This is a genomic window from Pseudomonas sp. St386, assembly GCF_018325865.1.
Taxonomy (GTDB): Bacteria; Pseudomonadota; Gammaproteobacteria; order Pseudomonadales; family Pseudomonadaceae; genus Aquipseudomonas; species Aquipseudomonas brassicacearum.
Genome location: NZ_AP021900.1, coordinates 1,243,710 through 1,264,144 on the forward strand (window position 1 = coordinate 1,243,710; position 20,435 = coordinate 1,264,144).

General features: G+C 60.8%; 15 protein-coding genes and 1 pseudogene. 14 read left to right on the forward strand and 2 right to left on the reverse strand.

The window, feature by feature from the left end; translation table 11 throughout:
• The first annotated feature begins 71 nt into the window (after positions 1–71).
• From guaA to KI235_RS05380, 3 genes and pseudogenes are all read left to right on the forward strand, one after another.
• On the forward strand, positions 72–1,649 hold the full coding sequence (gene guaA / locus KI235_RS05370; RefSeq protein WP_003198041.1) for a glutamine-hydrolyzing GMP synthase: 1,578 nt from the start codon (positions 72–74) through the stop codon (positions 1,647–1,649).
• Between the two features lie 388 nt (positions 1,650–2,037).
• A pseudogene (locus tag KI235_RS05375) lies at positions 2,038–2,312 on the forward strand (hypothetical protein).
• A 4-nt stretch (positions 2,313–2,316) separates the two neighbouring features.
• Positions 2,317–2,841 (forward strand): DNA-binding protein, encoded by a 525-nt coding sequence (locus KI235_RS05380; RefSeq protein ID WP_212795857.1) that lies wholly within the window; start codon positions 2,317–2,319, stop codon positions 2,839–2,841.
• A gap of 177 nt (positions 2,842–3,018) precedes the next feature.
• Here KI235_RS05380 and treR read toward each other — a convergent pair whose 3' ends face one another.
• The gene (treR, locus tag KI235_RS05385) at positions 3,019–3,723 is read right to left on the reverse strand and encodes a trehalose operon repressor (protein WP_003198045.1); all 705 of its coding nucleotides are present in this window, start codon (positions 3,721–3,723) and stop codon (positions 3,019–3,021) included.
• Between the two features lie 245 nt (positions 3,724–3,968).
• Here treR and treP point away from each other — a divergent pair, with 245 nt between their 5' ends.
• The 7 genes from treP (at position 3,969) to KI235_RS05420 (ending at position 14,187) form a co-directional block, all read left to right on the forward strand.
• Positions 3,969–5,411, forward strand: coding sequence for a PTS system trehalose-specific EIIBC component (treP, locus tag KI235_RS05390; protein ID WP_003198050.1), 1,443 nt, complete (start codon positions 3,969–3,971; stop codon positions 5,409–5,411).
• 72 nt (positions 5,412–5,483) lie between these two features.
• On the forward strand, positions 5,484–7,130 hold the full coding sequence (treC, locus tag KI235_RS05395) for an alpha,alpha-phosphotrehalase (protein ID WP_212795578.1): 1,647 nt from the start codon (positions 5,484–5,486) through the stop codon (positions 7,128–7,130).
• Positions 7,131–7,273: 143 nt separating this feature from the next.
• Positions 7,274–8,497 (forward strand): carbohydrate porin, encoded by a 1,224-nt coding sequence (locus KI235_RS05400; RefSeq protein WP_013692328.1) that lies wholly within the window; start codon positions 7,274–7,276, stop codon positions 8,495–8,497.
• A 74-nt stretch (positions 8,498–8,571) separates the two neighbouring features.
• Entirely contained in the window at positions 8,572–11,106 is a 2,535-nt protein-coding gene (gene ptsP, locus KI235_RS05405) for a phosphoenolpyruvate--protein phosphotransferase (protein ID WP_027913136.1), read from the forward strand.
• Positions 11,107–11,108: 2 nt separating this feature from the next.
• Complete coding sequence (locus KI235_RS05410; protein ID WP_027913137.1) at positions 11,109–11,396, forward strand: PTS transporter subunit EIIB; 288 nt, start codon at positions 11,109–11,111, stop codon at positions 11,394–11,396.
• Positions 11,397–11,681: 285 nt separating this feature from the next.
• A complete protein-coding gene (locus tag KI235_RS05415; protein ID WP_212795579.1) occupies positions 11,682–13,667 on the forward strand; it encodes a tetratricopeptide repeat protein in 1,986 nt (661 codons plus the stop codon).
• Positions 13,668–13,791: 124 nt separating this feature from the next.
• Positions 13,792–14,187, forward strand: a complete 396-nt coding sequence (locus KI235_RS05420) for a DUF6632 domain-containing protein (protein WP_013692331.1) — start codon at positions 13,792–13,794, stop codon at positions 14,185–14,187.
• A 13-nt stretch (positions 14,188–14,200) separates the two neighbouring features.
• Here KI235_RS05420 and KI235_RS05425 read toward each other — a convergent pair whose 3' ends face one another.
• Positions 14,201–14,839 (reverse strand): TetR/AcrR family transcriptional regulator, encoded by a 639-nt coding sequence (locus tag KI235_RS05425; RefSeq protein ID WP_200889243.1) that lies wholly within the window; start codon positions 14,837–14,839, stop codon positions 14,201–14,203.
• Between the two features lie 359 nt (positions 14,840–15,198).
• On the opposite strand from KI235_RS05425, the gene KI235_RS05430 reads away from it, so the two are divergent.
• The 4 genes from KI235_RS05430 to KI235_RS05445 all read left to right on the forward strand — a co-directional run bounded on the left by KI235_RS05430 (position 15,199) and on the right by KI235_RS05445 (position 20,431).
• Complete coding sequence (locus KI235_RS05430) at positions 15,199–15,720, forward strand: nuclear transport factor 2 family protein (protein WP_013692333.1); 522 nt, start codon at positions 15,199–15,201, stop codon at positions 15,718–15,720.
• 184 nt (positions 15,721–15,904) lie between these two features.
• Complete coding sequence (locus KI235_RS05435; protein WP_039012722.1) at positions 15,905–17,158, forward strand: oxidoreductase; 1,254 nt, start codon at positions 15,905–15,907, stop codon at positions 17,156–17,158.
• A 122-nt stretch (positions 17,159–17,280) separates the two neighbouring features.
• The gene (locus KI235_RS05440; RefSeq protein ID WP_013692335.1) at positions 17,281–18,777 is read left to right on the forward strand and encodes an MFS transporter; all 1,497 of its coding nucleotides are present in this window, start codon (positions 17,281–17,283) and stop codon (positions 18,775–18,777) included.
• 358 nt (positions 18,778–19,135) lie between these two features.
• Positions 19,136–20,431, forward strand: a complete 1,296-nt coding sequence (locus tag KI235_RS05445) for an oxidoreductase (RefSeq protein WP_013692337.1) — start codon at positions 19,136–19,138, stop codon at positions 20,429–20,431.
• Positions 20,432–20,435 lie beyond the last annotated feature (4 nt).

Below are 20,435 nucleotides of genomic sequence, written 5' to 3' on the forward strand. Positions count from 1 at the left end.
GCAAAACGTTAATCACCGGGGCTGTTCATTCAGCCCCGAGTTGTTTCTGATTCACTACATGAGAATGAGTCATGGCCCTCGACATTCACGCTCACCGCATCCTGATCCTCGACTTCGGTTCCCAGTACACCCAGCTGATCGCCCGCCGCGTGCGTGAAATCGGTGTGTACTGCGAATTGCATCCGTTCGACATGGATGATGAAGCGATTCGCGAATTCGCGCCTAAAGGCGTCATCCTCGCCGGCGGCCCCGAGTCCGTGCACGAAGCCGACAGCCCGCGCTGCCCGCAAGCCGTGTTCGACCTGGGCGTGCCCGTCTTCGGTATCTGCTACGGCATGCAGACCATGGCTGAACAGCTGGGCGGCAAGGTCGAAGGTTCGGACCTGCGTGAGTTCGGTTATGCCCGCGTTGACGTAGTCGGCAAGAGCCGCCTGCTGGACGGCATCGAGGACCACGTCGACGCCGACGGCCTGTTCGGCCTGGACGTGTGGATGAGCCACGGTGACAAGGTCACCAGGATGCCGGAAGACTTCCACATCCTGGCCAGCACCCCGAGCTGCCCGATTGCCGGCATGTTCAACGATGATCGCCGTTACTACGGCGTGCAGTTCCACCCTGAAGTGACCCACACCAAGCAGGGCGGCCGCATCTTGTCGCGCTTCATCCTCGACATCTGCGAGTGCGAAGCCCTGTGGACCCCGTCGAAAATCGCTGAAGATGCCATCGCCCAGGTGCGCGCCCAGGTTGGCACCGACAACGTGCTGCTGGGCCTGTCTGGCGGCGTTGACTCCTCGGTGGTTGCCGCATTGCTGCACAAGGCTATCGGCGACCAACTGACCTGCGTCTTCGTCGACAACGGCCTGCTGCGCCTGCACGAAGGCGAGCAAGTGATGGCCATGTTCGCCGAGAACATGGGCGTCAAAGTGATCCGCGCCAACGCCGAAGAGCAGTTCCTGAACAACCTGGCCGGCGAGTCCGACCCGGAGAAGAAGCGCAAGATCATCGGCCGCACCTTCATCGACGTGTTCGATGCCCAGTCCAACAAGCTGGACAACATCAAGTACCTGGCCCAGGGCACCATCTACCCCGACGTGATCGAGTCGGCCGGCGCCAAGAGCGGCAAGGCCCACGTGATCAAGTCCCACCACAACGTCGGTGGCCTGCCGGAAGAGATGAACCTCAAGCTGGTCGAGCCGTTGCGCGAACTGTTCAAGGACGAAGTGCGTCGCCTCGGCCTGGAGCTGGGCCTGCCGTACGACATGGTCTACCGTCACCCATTCCCGGGCCCGGGCCTGGGCGTGCGGATCCTCGGTGAAGTGAAGAAGGAATACGCCGACCTGCTGCGTCGCGCCGACCACATCTTCATCGAAGAACTGCGCAAGGCCGACTGGTACCACAAGGTCAGCCAGGCGTTCGTGGTGTTCCAGCCAGTGAAATCGGTGGGCGTGGTCGGCGATGGCCGTCGTTACGCCTGGGTTGTGGCCCTGCGTGCCGTGGAAACCATCGACTTCATGACCGCGCGCTGGGCACACCTGCCGTACGAGCTGCTGGAAACCGTTTCCGGGCGCATCATCAATGAAATCGAAGGTATCTCGCGCGTGACGTATGACGTGTCGAGCAAGCCGCCGGCGACGATTGAGTGGGAATGAGTCAGGCTTAGATATCTGACTGCTGACGGCCACTATTGGCCCTGGCGCCCGTTTTGAACGAAAGCCCTGTGGATAACTTCCATGGGGCTTTTTTCATTTTGGCTCAATTCCAGGCTTCATCAGCTTCCGCCCGTAGTGACCTAGCGTGACGGTATTGGGAGGGCGGTGCCGTCACCGTTCGCTACGATTACCCGCCTTAGCGGTGTTCCGGAAACGCTTATCATCGGGCGGCATGGCCCCAAGAGTATTTCACCGTACGGTTCACGAGGACCTGTCACATGCCAACCTATCTCCTCGTTTGAGACGCTGCTGAGTGGCGCCGCTTGAAGCGGATGCTTAGGTTGTCATCTGACAATCTGGCGACTCATGCGAATACTGAAGATCACGGATGATTCGTCCAACGCACCCGAAGAAAGAAATCGAAGAAGCGCTTAGGCATGCCGAAGGGCAGGGGTGGCGTATAGAAGTTGGCGGCAGTCACGCCTGGGGACGGGTTTATTGCCCGTACAACGATGAGACGTGCCGCTGCGGCGAGTTCTGCATCACCTCGATATGGTGCACGCCGAAGAACCCTGGCAACCATGCGCGAGCATGCGACGCGTCGTGGACAATTGCACTGCGCATCGCAATCGGCGTGAGGCTGATGACGATGCTGAGCAATAGAACAATGGACTATATTTTTACCTTGAAATATCAGCTTGCTGACGATGGCTGTGCCATGGATGAACTGATCGAGCGCTTGGGAGAAGCGGGCTGCGACGATGCCCTGGTCGGCATCGGGCAGCCGGGGCGACTGGCGCTTGAGTTCACTCGCGATGCTCCTGATGCGGTCAAGGCAGTGCTTAGTGCTCTGGCCGACGTCCATCGCGCGGTGCCGTCGGCCAGATTGATCGAGGTAGCGCCTGATTTGGTAGGGCTGACCGATGTAGCTGAGATCGTAGGTGTGTCTCGGCAGAACATGCGCAAGCTGATGTTGGCTCATCCAGGTAGCTTCCCAGCGCCGGTGCACGAGGGGAGTGCTTCTATCTGGCATTTGGCAGACGTGCTGACCTGGCTGCAGGCCAAGGGCAGCTATTCGCTTACCAAGAATGTGTTGGATGTGGCCCAGGTGGCGTTGCAGGTCAACGTTGCGAAAGAAGGTCGACGGTTACCTGGTATGGCTTGCGAAGAGTTGGAAGCTTTGGTTGGGTGATAGTCATGCTCAGCCTCTCCTCAGTTTGACGAGCCGGTTGGCAGGAGTAATCGTTTTTGTGCGCGACTCTTGTTATCTAATCGTTTTTTTACAACCTTAACCGTTAGCTACAAGATCAGGTGCACGACATCATTTCTGGAATGCCCGCGCTGCAACAGGTAGGGGTATGGGCCGAAATCAACGCCGCGCCACATCCGAAAAATAAAACTTGTCCAGCGTATGCCGCGATTCGGTGTACTCGAACTGTCGGCCGTCCTGGAGAAAGGTCTGGTTGCTGACCACGATCACATGGCTCTGGCCGTCGAGGTCCAGGTGTTGCTGGTCGTCCTTGCCGCAGCGGACTGCTTCGATGGTGCGCTGGGCGTAGGCGATTTGCAGGTGCAGGGTCTGTTCGATGAAGGCATAGATCGACTGCATGGCGATGTCGCGGGTCAGGCCAGGGATCACGTCGCTGACGAAGTGGTTGATGTCCAGGATCACGCGCTTGCCGTCGATTCGCCGGACCCGCTTGATGCGGGTGATCGGGCTCCCGGCGGGGGCCTTGATGTGTTCGAGCAGCGCTCCTTCCAACGGAAACTGGCTGAACTCGACCACTTCGGTGCTGACATCGTTGCCCAGGCGCGGGTAGGTCTCCTGGAAGCTGACGATGCCGCCGAGCTGGAATTCGATGGGCTGGGTCGACAGCACAAAGGTGCCCTTGCCATGGATCTTCTGGGCGAAGCCGCGCTCCTGGAGTTGTTCGATGGCCTTGCGCACCGTGCCACGGCTGGCCTGATAGCTGTCCATCAGTTCGGTTTCGGAGGGCAGGCGAGCGCCTCGCTCCAGGCGTTCGGTGGTAATGCTGGTCAGCAGATCGTTGTAGATCTGGTTGTATTTGCTCATGGAGAGGGCTCTGTACCGCGCTGTTCACCGGGGCGGAACCTTACGGGCCAAGTGGGGGAGTTGTCCATTCGGCTGTCATTATTTGACGACAGGAGCGTAGGACGTTTCCCGGTTTTTCGGAGGCTCATCATAAACAAAAACAAAACTCGTCTGTACGAGTTGTTGATTTAACTCGTACAGACGAGTACTTTCTCTTCCACGTGCTGTCGACTCTCAATAACAAGAATGACGCGGAAGAAAAAAGCATGAGCCACGATTACTCCAAAATCGCCAGCGAGCTGCTGCAAAGCTTGGGTGGCGTCGACAATATCGAGCAGGCGGCCCATTGCGTGACGCGCCTGCGCCTGTCCCTCAAGGACGCGGCCCGGGTGGACAGTGCCACGCTGAACCAGATCGACCTGGTCAAGGGTTCGTTTTTTACCGGTGGCCTGTTCCAGGTGGTCATTGGCCCGGGCGAGGTGGAAAAGGTCTATGCCGCCCTGCGCGAGCTGACGGGCCTGGCCGCCGCGACCATTGCCGACGTCAAGCGCCAGGGCGCGCAGAAGGGCAACGGCATGCAGCGCCTGGTGCGGGTACTGTCCGATGTGTTCATGCCCATTTTGCCTGCCCTGGTGATCGCCGGCCTGCTGATGGGCGTCAACAACCTGTTGGGTGCCAAGGGCATGTTCATTGCCGGGCAGACGTTGCTCGATGCCTATCCGCACCTGGATGGCGTCTGGAGCCTGATCAACCTCATGGCCAATACCTCCTTTGTCTTTCTCCCGGCCCTGGTGGGCTGGTCGGCGGCCAAGCGTTTCGGCGGCAGTGAGATCCTTGGCATCGTGCTGGGCCTGATGCTCGTCCACCCGGACCTGCTCAACGCCTGGAACTACGGCAAGGCCGTGGCGGGGCTGGAAGGCCAGAGCCTGCCGTACTTCGACATCTTCGGCTGGTTCCGGATCGAGAAAGTCGGTTACCAGGGGCAGATCCTGCCGATCCTGCTGGCGGCCTATGTCATGAGCGTGATCGAGCGATGGTTGCGGGCCAGGGTGCCCAACGCCATCCAGTTGCTCGTGATCCCCATCACCACCATCGTCATCACCGGTGTACTGGCCCTTGCCATCATCGGTCCGGTCACCCGGCACCTGGGCATCCTGATTACCGAAGGCATGGTGGCGCTGTTCGACCTGGCGCCGGTGATTGGCGGGGCGATTTTCGGCCTGCTCTATGCGCCGCTGGTGGTGACCGGCATGCACCACATGTTCCTGGCGGTGGACCTGCAATTGATCTCGACCCAGGGTGGCACCTTCATCTGGCCGATGATCGTCATGTCCAACCTGGCCCAGGGCAGCGCGGCGCTGGCGGTGTTCTACATGACCCGCAATGCGCGGGACAAGAGCATGGCGTCCACGTCGGCGATTTCCGCTTATTTCGGCATCACCGAACCGGCAATGTTCGGGGTCAACCTGCGCTACAAATTCCCCTTCTATTGCGCCCTGGCCGGCTCGGCCCTGGGCTGCATTTTCCTGTCACTGAACAAGATCAAGGCCTCGGCGATTGGCGTCGGGGGCCTGCCGGGTTTCATTTCGATCGTACCTGACTACATACCGATGTTCGTGGTTGGCATGGTCATCGCCATGAGCGTGCCCTTTGCCCTGACTTGCGCGTTGAGCATGAAGATCGTCCGGCCGGGGTATCGGGTGGCTTGACACCTGTGGGAGCCGGGCTTGCCCGCGATGAGGCCTGTGAGGCCGGTACAAAACAGACTGAAGGAAACGCACATGCAAGACTGGCAACGCTCGGTGATCTATCAGATCTACCCCAAGAGTTTCTACAGCCATGGCGGCCAGGCCACCGGTGATTTGCGAGGGGTGGTGGACAAGCTCGACTACTTGCACTGGCTGGGTGTGGATTACCTGTGGCTGACACCGTTCCTGCGTTCGCCGCAACGGGACAACGGCTACGACATCAGCGACTACTACGCCATCGACCCCAGCTACGGCACCATGGCCGATTGCGAATTATTGATTACCGAAGCGAGCAAGCGCGGTATCAAGCTGATGCTCGACATCGTGGTCAATCACACCTCCATCGAGCATCCGTGGTTCCAGGCCGCCCGCAGCAGCCTCGACAATCCGTACCGCGATTTCTATATCTGGCGGGACCAGCCGAACAACTGGGAATCCAAGTTCGGCGGTTCGGCCTGGGAGTACGAAGCACAGACCGGCCAGTATTACCTGCACCTGTTCGACCACACCCAGGCCGACCTGAACTGGGACAACCCCCAGGTGCGCGCCGAAGTGTTCAAGATGATGCGTTTCTGGCGGGACAAGGGGGTGGGGGGCTTTCGTCTCGATGTGATCAACCTGATCTCCAAACCGGCCGACTTCCCTGACGACCATACCGATGGCCGGCGTTTCTACACCGACGGCCCCAACGTGCATCGCTACCTGCAGGAAATGCACCGGGAAGTCTTCGAGGGGTTCGACCTGATCAACGTCGGCGAGATGTCGTCCACCAGCCTCGAACACTGTGTTCGCTATTCGTGTCCGGCGTCCCGTGAACTGTCTATGACGTTCAATTTCCATCACTTGAAGGTGGATTACCCGAACCTGCAAAAGTGGGTGCGGGCCGACTTCGATTTTCTCGAACTCAAACGCATCCTGTCCGACTGGCAAGTCGGCATGCAGGCCGGTGACGGTTGGAATGCGCTGTTCTGGTGTAACCATGACCAGCCGCGGGTGGTGTCGCGGTTCGGCGATGACGGTGAGTACCGCGAGCCTTCGGCGAAGATGCTCGCCACGGCGTTGCACTTTCTCCAGGGCACCCCGTTCGTGTACCAGGGCGAGGAGTTGGGGATGACCAATCCGGGCTTCGAGCACATCGAGCAGTATCGCGATGTGGAAACCCTGAACATCTATCGTCTCAAGCGCAACGCCGGGGTGTCGGAGGCCGACGCCATGGCGCCGATCATGCAGAAGTCCCGTGACAACGGGCGCACGCCGATGCAATGGAATGCCGGGCCGAACGCGGGTTTCAGCCGGGCCGAACCCTGGATCGGCGTGCCCGCCAACGCCGCTTTCATCAACGTCGAGCAGCAACAGCAAGACCCGACCTCGGTGCTGCATTACTACCGTCAATTGATCGCCCTGCGCCGCAGCGAAGCCTTGATCCAGGACGGCGTCTACCGCCTGCTATTGCCCGAACATCCACACGTGTGGGCGTACCTGCGCGAAGGGCAAGGCGAGCGCCTGTTGGTGGTCAGCCATTTTTATGGAGGCGACTGCGAGGTGGAACTGCCCGAAGGGGTCCTCACCCATGACACGAAACAACGCTGGGTGATCGGCAACTACGAGGCCGGCGAACACCGATACCGACGGCTGCGCTTGCGGCCTTACGAGTCGTTTGTGTTGCACCTGAGCGACTGAATAAAAACTTCCCCTGACCCAGGCAATGCCTGACAGCGAACACGTTGCGCCAGACGCATCGTGGGCCCTTTTTCGTCAGCCAAATGGCGGCCAAGGGGGGAAGTCATGGAGCAAAAAAACAATAAGAAATAATGGAGAGGCGTATGAAAACAATAATAAACCGTGGCCTTGCCGCGTCCTGTATCTGCCTGGCGCTGCCGTTCCCGGTTCAGGCCCTGGAGTTTTCCGGTTATCTGCGCAGCGGCGTCGGCAGCGCGACCAATGGTCGTTCACAATCCTGCTTCCAGTTGCCCGGGGCGCAGACTAAATATCGGTTGGGCAATGAATGCGAGCAGTACGGGGAACTGGAACTGCGCCAGGATCTTTTCACCCTCGACGATGGCTCGGTGTTGAGCGTGGACGGCATGGCGTCGCTGTACAACCGCTATGACCGCACGCCGACTTTCCAGGGTGAAAACGGCTCGGCACGCATGCCGCAGATGTATGCCCAATGGTCGAACATGCCCAGCCTGAACGGCGGGTCGCTGTGGGCCGGTCGGCGTTACTACAAACGTAACGACATCCATATCTCGGATTTCTACTACTGGAACCAGAGTGCTACCGGTGGCGGGATCGAGGACGTGCTGATCGGCGGGTTGAAATACAGCTACGCCTTCTCGCGCAAGGACAACCTGTACCAGAAAGACCCGGTCAACCGGCATGACTTCAACGTCGCCGGTTTCAAGGCCAACCCCGGTGGCGAGTTGGAGTTTGGCCTGAGCTTCATCGACCGGGCGGACCGTCGCGACGCCCATCGCGGCTGGGCCTTGACCGCCCAGCATGTGCAACAGGACTTCCTGGGTGGGAAGAATAAACTGGCCTTGCAATATGGCGAGGGGCCCGGCACCGGGCTGGGTTATACCGGCGACACCGGATTGGACGACAGCAACAAGAGTTATCGTCTGGTGGAGTTTTTCGATTGGCAGGTCACGCCACGTTTCGGCGGGCAGGTGCAAGCGGTGTACCAGAAGGACATCCGCCCCGATGGTGCTGACCAGGACTGGCTGTCGTTGGGGGTTCGCCCGGCATACGCCATCACCGATCAGTTCAAGCTGGTGGCTGAACTGGGCCATGACCAGGTTCAGGCCAGCGATGGAACTCGCAAGCTGAGCAAATTCACCTTTGCGCCCACCTGGTCGCCCAAGGGCCCGGAATTCTGGGCTCGCCCGGAAATACGCCTCTACTACACCTACGCCAGTTGGAACGAGGCGGCCAAGCGTGCAGCCAATGAACTGGCAGCCGGTTCGGCGCTGTCGGACACCGGTGTATTTGGCGGTGCGCGACATGGTTCCAACGTGGGCCTGCAAGTCGAATACTGGTGGAAATGACCCGTGTAGCGCGGGTCGCTGATCTCTGCGTGCCCGCGATGCCAAAAAGAACAGACAGCAGCAGGTGAAGTCTCATGAACACAACGCAACCTTTGCAATTGCTCGCACCGTTGTCCGGGGTCTTGATGCCCTTGGACAGCGTGCCGGATCCGGTCTTCTCCAGCCGAGTAGTGGGGGATGGCATCTGCATCGATCCGACCTCGCAGACCCTTTGCGCACCGCTGTCCGGTGTCATCGGCACGCTTCAGGACAGCGCCCATGCGGTGAGTGTCACCGCTGATAACGGCGTCCAGGTGCTGATGCATATTGGCCTGGACACGGTCAATCTGGCGGGCAAGGGGTTCACCTCGCGGGTGACCATGGGGCAACGGGTCGAGGCCGGCCAGCCGCTGATCGATTTCGATGCCGATTACATCGCCCTGCATGCGCGAAGCCTGTTGACGCTGATGCTGGTGGTCAGCGGCGAACCCTTCAGTCTGCTCGGGGACGGGGCGAGCTGTATCGAGAGTGGTGCTCCGTTGTTGCGTGTGTGCCCAGCGGAACAGGGGCCTGTCGACGAGGCGCAGCAGGGCTCGGTGCTGTTTTCCAAGCCGCTGATCGTGCCCAATGAAAGTGGCCTGCATGCCCGTCCTGCCGCGGTGTTCGCCCAGGCGGCCAAGGGGTTTGATGCCAATATCCAACTGCATAAGCAGCAAGCCGGCGCCAATGCCAAATCGCTGGTCGCGATCATGGCGTTGCAGACGGCCAAGGGCGACAGTGTGCAGATCAGCGCCGCCGGCCCTCAGGCCGGACAGGCCATCGAAGCGTTGGAACACTTGCTGTTGTCGGGGTGCGGCGAAACGGTGCAAGCGCCGCTGACGCCGGCGCCGACCGTCACCGACGAGCCATCGATACCTGGTCGGCTGCGGGGTGTCTGTGCGTCGCCCGGTTCGGCGTTTGGTGAAGTGGTCCAGGTCGCCTCCCAGGTGTTGGATATCGAGGAGAAGGGGGCCGGCATCGAGGTTGAGCAGGCCGCCCTGGATCAAGGGCTGGAGCAAGCGACGCAAGCCTTGAAGGCGTTGCAGGACGAGGCGGCGGGCAGCGTTCAGGCGCAGATTTTTCGCGCCCATCAAGAGTTGCTGGAAGACCCCACCTTGCTGGAGCAGGCCCTAGCCTTGATCACCGAGGGCAAGAGCGCGGCGTTCGCCTGGAGGACCGCTACCGAGGCGAGCGCTGCGCTGTTCCAGCAATTGGGCAGCGCTTTGCTGGCCGAGCGCGCAGCGGACCTGGCCGACGTCGGGCAACGGGTGCTCAAGCTGATCCTGGGGGTTCAGGACAACGCCTGGAACCTGCCTGAACGGTCGATCCTGGTGGCCGAGCAACTGACGCCCTCTCAGACCGCCAGCCTCGACACTTCACGCATCGCCGGTTTCGTCACCGTGGGTGGCGGCGCCACTAGCCATGTTGCGATCCTCGCCCGTGCGCTGGGCCTGCCCTCGTTGTGTGGCGTGGCGCACCCCGTGCTGGCCCTGGATAACGGCACCCGGGTGTTGCTGGATGCCGACAATGGCGAACTGCACGTGAACCCGGATCAAGCCCTGGTCGAGCAACTCCAGGCCACTCGTGACCGACAGCACCAGCGGCATCAGCGTGACCTCGAACAATCGGCCCAGGCGGCTCGCACCCTTGACGGTCATCGAGTCGAGGTCAGCGCCAATGTCGGGTCGCTGCGGGACGTGGAGCAGGCCATGAGCCTGGGCGGCGAAGGGGTCGGGCTGTTGCGCTCCGAACTGCTTTACCTGGATCGCGCACACCCTCCTGGCCATGACGAGCAAGCGGCCCTGTACAGCGCCGTCGCCCGGACCCTGGGGCCTGAGCGCAATCTGGTGGTACGTACCCTGGATGTGGGCGGGGACAAACCGCTGGCCTATGTGCCGATGGCTCATGAGGCCAATCCATTCCTCGGCATGCGCGGTATTCGCCTGTGCCTGGAGCGCCCCCAGTTGTTGCGTGAACAGTTCCGGGCCATTCTCGCCTGTTCGGGGCTGGCGCGGCTGCACATCATGCTGCCCATGGTCACGCAACTGGCAGAGCTGCGCCTGGCGCGGCAGATGCTGGACGAAGAGGTCCGCCACCTGGGACTCAAACAGGCGCCGAAGCTGGGCATCATGATCGAAGTGCCGGCGGCGGCGCTGATGGCCGACCTGTTTGCCCCAGAAGTGGATTTCTTCTCCATCGGCACCAACGACCTGACCCAATACACCCTGGCCATGGACCGTGACCACCCACGCCTGGCCAGCCAGGCCGATAGCCTGCATCCCTCGGTGTTGCGCCTGATCGCCCGTACGGCCGAGGCCGCCCGTGCCCATGGCAAATGGGTCGGTGTGTGTGGTGCGCTGGCCTCGGAACCCCTGGCGGTGCCGGTGCTGCTGGGGCTGGGCGTGGATGAGCTATCGGTCAGTGTGCCGCTGATTCCGGCGATCAAGGCCTGCGTGCGTGAATGGAACCTTAGCGAGTGCCGTACGCTGGCCCAACAGGCCCTGGGCCAGGAAAGCGCCGAGCAGGTGCGTGACCTCCTGCGTACTCATTCATCCACGGCCACCCCGGCCACCCTGGCCATGGAGCATTGAACATGTTCGACAAACTGCAACAGGCATTCTGGAAAGCCCTGACCCCGGACCTGGTGCCGGAAGAGCCCAAGCGACCGGCCTCGGTAGATGGGCTGGCGCCGGCCATCATCGCTGCGTTGGGCGGTGCGGAAAACCTCAAGACCCATCAGCCCGTGGCACTGACGCGGCTGCGGGTGGAACTGCGGGATGTGGCGCGGATCGATCGGATGGGCTTGAGTGCCGCCGGTGTGGCAGGCGTGATGACGCTGGACAACGGTGTGGTGCATCTGATCACTGGCTTGGGAGGCTGAACCGAAGCTGGCACACCGCGAAGACGGTTCTGGGGCTGCTGCGCAGCCCAACGGGGATAAATCCCCTCGCCACGGGGGAACGATCAACGCCCAGGCTCTGCGCAAAGTCGGGTTTTAAATTGTGCTTAAATGCCAACTTCCCCATCGTTGCTCTTGGCTTGTCCACGTTTGTCCGTCGCTCTCTGCAAGTGAATGCGCAAAGCTGTCGGCCGCTCACAACAAGACTGCAAACTTCCATCCCAAGAACACCGTGCCGACAAACTCAGAAACGGTGTCACTGCCCTTATGTTCAAACGCATCCTGTCCGCTCTGAGCGGCAAGAAATCCAGCACGTCGACACCGGTTTCTTCCGCGCACACTGACGCGCCACCGCCCCAGCCGGACGAGAGTGAATTGATCACGGTCTACGACAGCTACGGTCGCGAGATGCAGATCACCCGCAACGAGTGGCGCAACAACGTCTTCCTGCCAAACCTGCGAGAGAAATGGAATTCTGCCGACGAGCTCTACAGCCTGATCATCTCGGGTTTGAATGATGGTTTTGTCGCTGACTTGATCCCGGCCGCGGCACAACTGGTCGAGATCGACAGCAATCCCGAGCGCAGCCATGTCATCCAGGGCATTGTGTTGCTGGAGAACGGCCAACTCGATGCCGCCGAAAACGCGCTGCGCACGGGGATGGCGAAAGTGGGCGCGACAGGCACCTTGCTGACCAACCTGGCCAAGGTCTTCAGCGACCGAGGCGAGCAGGCGCTTGCCGACGAAACGCTTTGGCACGCGGTTCAAGCCGACCCGAATCAAGAGAATGGCCTGTTGTGGTGGGCGGCCATTCAGCGGGAAAAGGCCGGCGAGGCGGGTTATCTCGAAGCACTGCGTACCGTGGCTGCGTTACCCGGCAGTTGGCGTGCGCCCTTGTGGCTGGCGCGTCATTGCCTGGAACAGAAGGATGTCGAATCGGCACGCGTGTTTTACACGCAGGTGCTGACGGCGGGTACGTTCGACGGCAGCGCGCTGATGATGATCTCGGGCGACTTGGGTAACAACGGCCAGATTCCACTGATCATCGAGTTGGTCGAGCCCGTCTACGATGAGCACAAACACGACCCCATGGCCGGTATCAACTTGCTGCGCGCCTATCAGGAACTTGGCCAAGCGGCCGAAGGCGAGGCGCTGCTCGCCCGCCTGTATGCCCTGGGTTTTGTGCCGATCAAAAGCCAGCTCGACCAGTTTGCCCAAGCCTTCCAGCAAATGCACAAGCAGGACGCCCAAGGCGTGCCGGTGGATCCTGAAAACCTGCAGTTCGCGACGTTGGCATTGAGCCAGCCGATCTGGCACTACGGTTTGCGCAACGCCGATTGGTTCTTCGCGCAGAAACCGGAAGGGGCATCGGAAATCGGTTTCTTCGCGCTGTCCAAAAGCACAGACGGGGCAGTACGCGCCGAATCGCAACGGGAGGATGAACTGGGACGCTTCTCGCGCGCGATTCTTCTATACCTGGCCGAAGCCGTGCACTACTGGAGCGACCATGTAGGCACTTGCTATATCCAAATCGTGGAAGGCGGCGGCCCGGTGCTGTCGGGGTGTGAAGCCGACGGCCAAGCGCTTTTCGATATCGTGCCGCCGACGATGAAGTCCTTCATCACCGGCGAGATCGGCTGTTCGGGTGAGGGTGATCAAGCCCAATGGCAGCTTTCCCTGAGCCTCTGGGACTGCGCGACCCGCACCAGGCAAACTACCGAAAGCGGCAGCGCGGTGAAGGCTGATATCGGTGCGCTGGTACTCGACCTTGAGCAGCGCTTGCTTGCCCGCATTGGCCTGAGTCGCGAGACGCCCGTGGATTCGTTCTACCTGCACCCCACCGCCGAGGTCCTGCCGGTCTACCTGACCGAGCTGGGCCAGGCCTTCATGTTGACGCTGCTGGCGAACGGGCGCATGCCCAAATCCGCGATGTGGGGGGAGCGTGCCATGCTCGACTGGCCGCTCAACATGGCCCTTCATTGGCCCACGGTGGAGGTCGCCAAGCTGATGTACATCTCCGGGTTGGGCAAGGCCCACGATTACCAGTCGGACGTACTCGCCGAATACAAGGAGCGCAGCCTGCAGTGGCTGCGCGAGTTGGAGCAGGCGGGCAACCCTGCATCGCGCTTGGCGCCGCTGATATGGAAGGTGTTCGGTATGCAGGCGGAGCTACAGGCTTACCTGCGCAACTTGCCCGACGATACAAGTGCTGCGCACAAGGCCTGGCTGGAGCGGGTGAGCGAGGCTGGATGATCGACAAGTCGCTCGGGAGGGCCCAGGCGACTGACGGCATGGGGAGGCCGGTGTGCGTTACAGGCGCGTTCTATACTCCTGGCACTCATTGCGGCGACAGCCACGCCGCAACAAGGAGCCAGCCATGAACGACACCCAACGACTCGCCGCCTTGCGTATGGTTTTGATCGTTGTCGGCCTGATCGCCGTCTTCGCGTTCTGGCCGCTGATGAACCTGTGGCCGTCTGGCTGGGCGTGGCACAGCGGCCATTCCCACTATCCGCTGATGATTGTCGGAATCTACGCCACCCTCGGAGTGTTCCTGCTGAAGGCGTCGCGCGATCCGATGAAACACCTGAGCCTGATCTGGTTCACGGTATGGTCGAGCATCGTGCACGGCGCGATCATGGCCGTGCAGTCCTTCGACGTCGAGATGGATGGGACCCGGCATATGGGGCATTTACTCGGCGATGTGCCGGCGCTGTTCATTGCCGCGGCGGCGCTGGCTTTTTTCATGCCCAGAGGTGACAAGGCGCGCTAGCCGCACGTTATGCCTATAACGTCCGAATGGGGTACACGTAGACGGGCGGTAGGGTGGCGACTTTCGCCTCGTTGTTCTTGGGGCCTATCCCATCGAAGAAAATGTCCACGATGAGCCTGATATGGGCGGCTAACAGTTCGTCCGACGGGCGGAAGTTCGCAACGAGGGTGTCGAATTGGGTGCCGGGTGCAGTCAATCGAATCAGCAGCGTGGCGTATCGCTCCGGGTCTTCGACACGATAACCGCGGGTATTGGCCACTTCGACGATGAGCGAGGCAAGGATCCGGATCACGTCCGGCATCCCCGACTGAACCCGCTCAAAAATGGCCTGCAACTCGCTGCGTCGATCGATCTCCGAAATGAGCACCCGGAAATAGGCGGTCAACTGAGGGGCCGATGCTGCCTTGACCACTTCGATCAGCGCAATGATCAGTTGCTCTTGCGGATCGGCTACCGATCGGCTTTCCACCACGCTGCCCAGGTCGAATGCGAAGTCTGACGCGGCCTCTGCCATGACTGCGTGGAATAGCTCGAGCTTATCGGAGAAGTGCGCATACACCGTTGTTTTTGAAACGCCAGCCTTGGCCGCCACGGCGTCCATCGACGTTCGCTCGTACCCGTTAGCCAAAAGAAGATCGACGGCTGCGGCCATGATCAGCGCTCGTTTTGGCCGGGAAATCTGGGGTTGCGGGTGAGGCATTGTTCAGGTCCTACCGTAAGTGCTGCGGTCTATTCAGGTGCTTGGAGGGGCGCGCGAGGGCGCCGACCGTCACCGGCCTTATAACGTATAAACGGGGACGATCAAAGGCTTAGTCTCCTGGCTGTATTCCAGGAAAGCGCTATCTCCCGACCCCGCAAAAAACATTTGACAGGACTGTACTGTACAGTACAGCCTAATGCCAGTCGAAGTTCTTGATCAAAAAAATAAGAGGAGCTGAAGATGGTCTGTCATTTGTCGCCCATGCACGATGTACCGCCTGTGCCCGGTGGTCCGAAGGGAGGACCCCACCAGTGAGCGGATTCACGATCGTTAACGGCATTGCTGAGATCAGCGATCCCGCCATCTACACCAACTGGCTCGATAACGACGAATTCAAGGCTGCTGTCGCCGCCGACCCGTCGCCAGAGCGTACTGCGATCAAGCGGTTGCTTATCGAGTTCGAAGCCGATCTTTCCCGGATAGTCCGTGACAATGTGGTGCAGGAACGGGTCGCCGAGGTGATGACGAAGTACATCGCCGAGGACTACATCCAGCACGACCCGAACGCGTTCGGCCATGGCCGTGACAAGCTCATTGAGCAATTCAGGCTTGTGCCTATCGTCGGCTCGACGCCGCCGCCGGTGGTGAGTGTCATTCTCGACGGCGAGGTCGGCTGCCTCATGATGCGTGAACTCGCGCCCGATCCAGTCGTGCCGGGCGCGACTTACCAGTGGAATATCCTCACCGTCTTCAGGGTCCACAACGGCAAGATCGCCGAACACTGGAGCACCTTCCGCAAGGTGGTACCCGGTCAGAACCCGATGGGGAGTTGAACATACCCAAGCTGCAAGTCCTGACGTGACTCTCAACCACAATAAAAGTAGGGCACAACTGATGACCTTGGAAATGAAACCGCCCGTAGGGGGGCCCCCTTCTGGATTGCCGTCGCTGGGAGGGCCTTCGGCCCACCAGCAGAAATTTGCCGAGTCGCCATACCTCAGCGAGGTGGGGCGTCGGATGCGCGATGAGATCCTCGAGATGCTGCCGCTGCTGCGCCAGCATGCGGCCGAAGGCGAGCAGCTCGGAGCGCTTGCGCCGGCCACGCTCGAGGCGGTTGACCGCGTCGGGGCTTTCAAGATCACGATCCCTCTTGAACTGGGGGGGTACGCGTTGGGCGCACGCGATTCCGCGGAAGTTGTGAAAGCACTCGGTCAGGGTGATGCCTCGGCCGGCTGGCTCGTGATCGTCTCAAGCGCCGCGAGGAACGCCTTGGGTTTTGACTCGAAGGCCCGCGATGAAGTCTTCGCGTCCATCACCGATTGGGTCGGGCCCATCATGTTCGGCGCTACCGTCTTTGCGCCGAAGGTCGGCGATGGGCGCAAGGTCGACGGCGGTTATTGGGTGAAGGGCAAATGGTCCTTCGGCAGCGGCTGCAAACACGCTGCGTGGGGGGCCGTTGGGTTCGAGTACGACGATGGGGCAAGCGGAGAGCGTCGGCGCGCGATGGGCATCCTCTCACGCGACCAATACACGATCGTCGACGACTGGAATGTCATGGGGCTGCAAGCGACGAACTCGAACAGTGTCCGAGCGGAGCAGGAGGTCTTCGTGCCGGACTACCGCGTCGTCCACACCAACGACCTGCCACGACTGACGGATGAGTTGCGCGGAAAGTATTCCGGACTGGCCTTCAAGCACAGCCCGATTGGCAGCATGGTCGCCACGACGTGCTCCTTCGCTGCACTGGCGGTCGGCATCGCCCAGGGCGCCCTCGACTCGTTCATCGAGCAGGCGGCGAAACGACCGCCATTCAACCTTCCCTACAAGACGATGTCGGAGATGGCGTCGATCCAGGTCGTCGCGGCCAAGGCCCGTGCGGTCATCAATGGGGCCAATGCTGTGCTCTGGCGCCATGCCGACGAGATCGACCGGCGCGCACTCGCGCAGGAGGAATTCTTCCCTTGGGATGAGCCCGAGATCACGATGGATCTTGTCCACCAAATCCACGAGTGCTTGCGTGTGGTCGATGGCTTGCTGCTGGCCCTCGGTTCGTCAGCCGTCGTTCTGAGCAATCCGCTGCAGCGCGCCGTGCGCGACATTCATGTGCTGGCCACGCACGGTGCGTTCCGCATCGATCCGATGGCGGAAATCAACGGACGGGCGATGTTTGGCCTGGATCCCTTTCCGATGATTGCAGCCCTGAGTTCGCCTGCGTCGGGAGCCGGGCAGGCACAGGTTCCACCACCTGGGAGGGCGCCATCACCTGTTTAGACTCGTTGCGTTAGAGCACCCGATCGCCATTTCCAATAACAATAATCAATAGCGCGAACAATAACTGAATAGCTCGGCCGTCACCGTCGACGCCAGTTGTTCAGTGAGTTCAAGGAGTTCCGATGTCTCAAGCGAATCTATCTGTACCGACGGGGTCTCCCGCTACCCCCTATTCATCAGGTGGAACAATACCGACCCGCGACGGCGCTCCACCGACAGTCAGTTGGAAGCAGTACGTCACCGACTTCATGAACGCGTCCGGCCGAGCCAAGGCAGCACTGATCGGCAGTCTCATCCTTGTGGCCATCGGCCCGGCCGGCCTTTCGGCACTCACTCCGTTCGTGGTGCCGGCGTTCGCGATGAAGACCGGCACGCCGCCGCCGGAAGCGATTCTTCTTTTCGTCACGCTGCCCTTGATCATCGGCCCGCTGATCCTGCCTTTCGTCGGCGTATGGGTTGATCGGCTGGGGGCCCAGCGTGCTGCGTTTCCGGCGCTGCTCCTGTACGCGATGACTACGGCGATTATCCCCCTTTCCGTGGATTCGCCCTGGTTGCTGGGAACGTTGCTCATTCTTGCTTCGATCTTCGGGTTCGGTGCGAGCCTGGGGATCGCGTTCAAGGTCATCTCCGGGTGGTTTCCCGAGCACCGCGGGATCGGTTTTGGCCTCGTCGGGGTGGCATCCAGCCTCTTTAGCGCGGTTTTCTCTCCGCTGTTTCAGTGGCTCGTGAACGGCAATGTTCCAGCGTCGCTCCCGAGAATGCCAGGCATGAACGGCGGTATGCCCGCGAATGCACCTCCCGTAGGAGTGGTTCCCACTGTCGACCCCGGTGTGTTCGCCGGACTCGGCTGGGACGGCACCTATTATGTGATCGCAGGCGCGATCGCCGTCATCGGGATCCCGGCTGTCCTCTGGCTTGTCTCCGAACCGAAGGTAACCGCAGCCGTGGTCATGCCCAGGACCGTGGATGTCCATATGCCCGGCGTGCCGTTCAGGAAAGCCATTTCGACGCGTGCGTGGATCTTCATCACGTTGTTCCTTGCACTCGCTGCCGCAGGGCCCATTGCAATGCGCCTGAACGCAGTGGACTTCTACGGTCAGGTTGGCCTTGATCCAGCCACGGTGTCCCTGGCGTTGTCCGTGCTCTTTGGCACGTCGGTTGTCGGGCTGCTCGCCGCCGGGGCTGTCCTCGATCGGGCAAGCCGTCCATGGGTCGTGGCCGTGCTCCTCGCGGCGGTGCCGATCGGCCTGGCGCTCGCGCTCTTCAACAACGGTTCTGCTTTGCTTCTCTATGTCTCCATGGCATTGCTCGGTTTCGCAACCGGTGCAGAGTCCACACTCGGCCCGACATTGATCGCCAGGTACTTTGGGTTGAAGTCTTTTGCGGCATTGCAAGGCCTGACCCTCGCGATCACGTCGCCGGCCCTGGCGGTGTCGCCGTACCTCGTCAGTGCTGTCAAGACAGGGTCCGGCAGCTACACCGTTCCCCTTCTGGTGCTCATCGGCATCGGCGTGATCGCGGTCATTCTCGCGGCCATGCTCCCGAAGTACCCGAGACCGTGGAAGCTCCAACCACCTCTCGAAGAGACGGTACCCGCTCGGATGACTGCGACCTCATAACCGCCTCGGATCCGTAGAACGCAGACCTTCGCGCCGCTCCTACAGCGTTATGGCTTGCTTGTGTGGCGCTTTGGGGAAGTGCATCAAATGCACCGGGCGACACTCGCTTTTCGATAAATAACTCATTACTAATCAACTAGTTAGATAGGCGTCGTTCTTCAGGGAACCTAACGACCTTTCCTTCAAAAAAAGCAATTGACAGGACTGTACTGTACAGTACAGTCTGGTTGCAGCCGAAATTCTTGGCCAAAATAAGAGGAGCTCAACGATGTCCAGTAACTTGTCGCCAATGCCCGGTATGCCGTCTGCGCCCGGAGTTCCCGTTTCCGGGATGCCCCCCGTGCCTGGATTACCCCCAATGCCTGGTATGCCGCCCTTTGTCCCGGCGGCGCCGGTCGAGTCGCAATGGCTGAGCGAGTTGGGCCGCGAGATTCGGGATAAGGCCAGGGCACTCATTCCCCTGATTCGGGAACAGGCGCGCGAAGGCGAGCAGATTGGGGCGTTGACGCCGGATGTGCTCACGGCGCTCGAGGCGATCGGTATCTACAAGATGGCCATGCCCACTGAATGGGGTGGCTACGCGCTGGGCACACGGGATCTGGTCGACATTATTGCCACCCTGGGCGAAGCGGATGGATCGGCCGGCTGGGCCGGCTTTGTCGCAGTAGGGATAAAAAACCTGCTGGCGCTCGATGCCGAGGTGGTCAAGGAAGTTCTTGAAGACACGCGAGACTGGGTCGGCCCGACGGTCGTTGGCGCGTCCGTCTTCGCCACAAAAGTCGGGGATGGCCGTAAGGTCGACGGCGGCTGGATGGTGAAGGGGCGCTGGGCTTTTGGCAGTGGCTGCAAACATGCCAAGTGGGCAATGTTGGGGATCACCTACGATCCGAAGACCGCAGGCGGTACGGGACGTGGCGTTGTTGTCGTCGATCGTTCCAAGTATGAAATCGTCGATGATTGGCATGTCATGGGGTTGTCGGGCAGCGCCAGTAATAGTCTTGCCATTGCCGAAGAGGTGTTTGTACCCGATCATCGATTCCTCGACCTGGCCGAATACCCTGTGCGCTTTCAGCATCTGCACACGCGATACCAGGGCATCGCCTATCAGCAGCGCGGGCTTGCCATGCTCACGACGGTGTCCTTGTGTGACATGTCGATTGCGCTCGGCATGGCTCGCGGGGCGCTCAGTTGCTTCGTGGAACAGGCCAAAAAACGCCAGCCGTTCACGCTGCCCTATCCAACGATCGCGGATATGGCATCGGCGCAAGTCGCGGCTGGCAAGGCGCTCGCCATGATCAACGTCGCTGCGGCCGTGATCGAGAGCTACGCCGATCAGGTTGATGCCAGGACTGCGGCAGGCCTCGACTTTACACCTGAAGAAGATTCAGAAATCAGTTTGAACCTCGCTTACGTTGCCAGCCTTTGCGAAGACGCCATCAGCCTGCTGCAAAAGACCATCGGCTCATCGACCATGTCGCTGAGCAATCCCATCCAGCGTTTTGTCCGCGACGTCCGCGTCCTGACTTCCCATGGCGCCGTTCGGCTGGATCCGCAAGCCGAGGTCAATGGCAGGCGGCTGTTGGGTCTCAAACCGTTCCCCATGTTCGCCGGCGCAGTGCCGGAACGTTCCCATACTGAAGAGAAGGGGATGTAAGTCC

Excerpts from the sequence above, each read along its gene's own strand:
- KI235_RS05440 (WP_013692335.1), top strand. The coding sequence starts at position 17,281 with ATGTCTCAAGCGAATCTATCTGTACCGACGGGGTCTCCCGCTACCCCC.
- treC (WP_212795578.1), top strand. The coding sequence starts at position 5,484 with ATGCAAGACTGGCAACGCTCGGTGATCTATCAGATCTACCCCAAGAGT.
- treP (WP_003198050.1), top strand. The coding sequence starts at position 3,969 with ATGAGCCACGATTACTCCAAAATCGCCAGCGAGCTGCTGCAAAGCTTG.
- KI235_RS05435 (WP_039012722.1), top strand. The coding sequence starts at position 15,905 with ATGCGCGATGAGATCCTCGAGATGCTGCCGCTGCTGCGCCAGCATGCG.
- ptsP (WP_027913136.1), top strand. The coding sequence starts at position 8,572 with ATGAACACAACGCAACCTTTGCAATTGCTCGCACCGTTGTCCGGGGTC.
- guaA (WP_003198041.1), top strand. The coding sequence starts at position 72 with ATGGCCCTCGACATTCACGCTCACCGCATCCTGATCCTCGACTTCGGT.
- KI235_RS05380 (WP_212795857.1), top strand. The coding sequence starts at position 2,317 with ATGGACTATATTTTTACCTTGAAATATCAGCTTGCTGACGATGGCTGT.
- KI235_RS05410 (WP_027913137.1), top strand. The coding sequence starts at position 11,109 with ATGTTCGACAAACTGCAACAGGCATTCTGGAAAGCCCTGACCCCGGAC.
- treR (WP_003198045.1), bottom strand. The coding sequence starts at position 3,723 with ATGAGCAAATACAACCAGATCTACAACGATCTGCTGACCAGCATTACC.
- KI235_RS05400 (WP_013692328.1), top strand. The coding sequence starts at position 7,274 with ATGAAAACAATAATAAACCGTGGCCTTGCCGCGTCCTGTATCTGCCTG.
- KI235_RS05420 (WP_013692331.1), top strand. The coding sequence starts at position 13,792 with ATGAACGACACCCAACGACTCGCCGCCTTGCGTATGGTTTTGATCGTT.
- KI235_RS05445 (WP_013692337.1), top strand. The coding sequence starts at position 19,136 with ATGCCTGGTATGCCGCCCTTTGTCCCGGCGGCGCCGGTCGAGTCGCAA.
- KI235_RS05425 (WP_200889243.1), bottom strand. The coding sequence starts at position 14,839 with ATGGCCGCAGCCGTCGATCTTCTTTTGGCTAACGGGTACGAGCGAACG.
- KI235_RS05415 (WP_212795579.1), top strand. The coding sequence starts at position 11,682 with ATGTTCAAACGCATCCTGTCCGCTCTGAGCGGCAAGAAATCCAGCACG.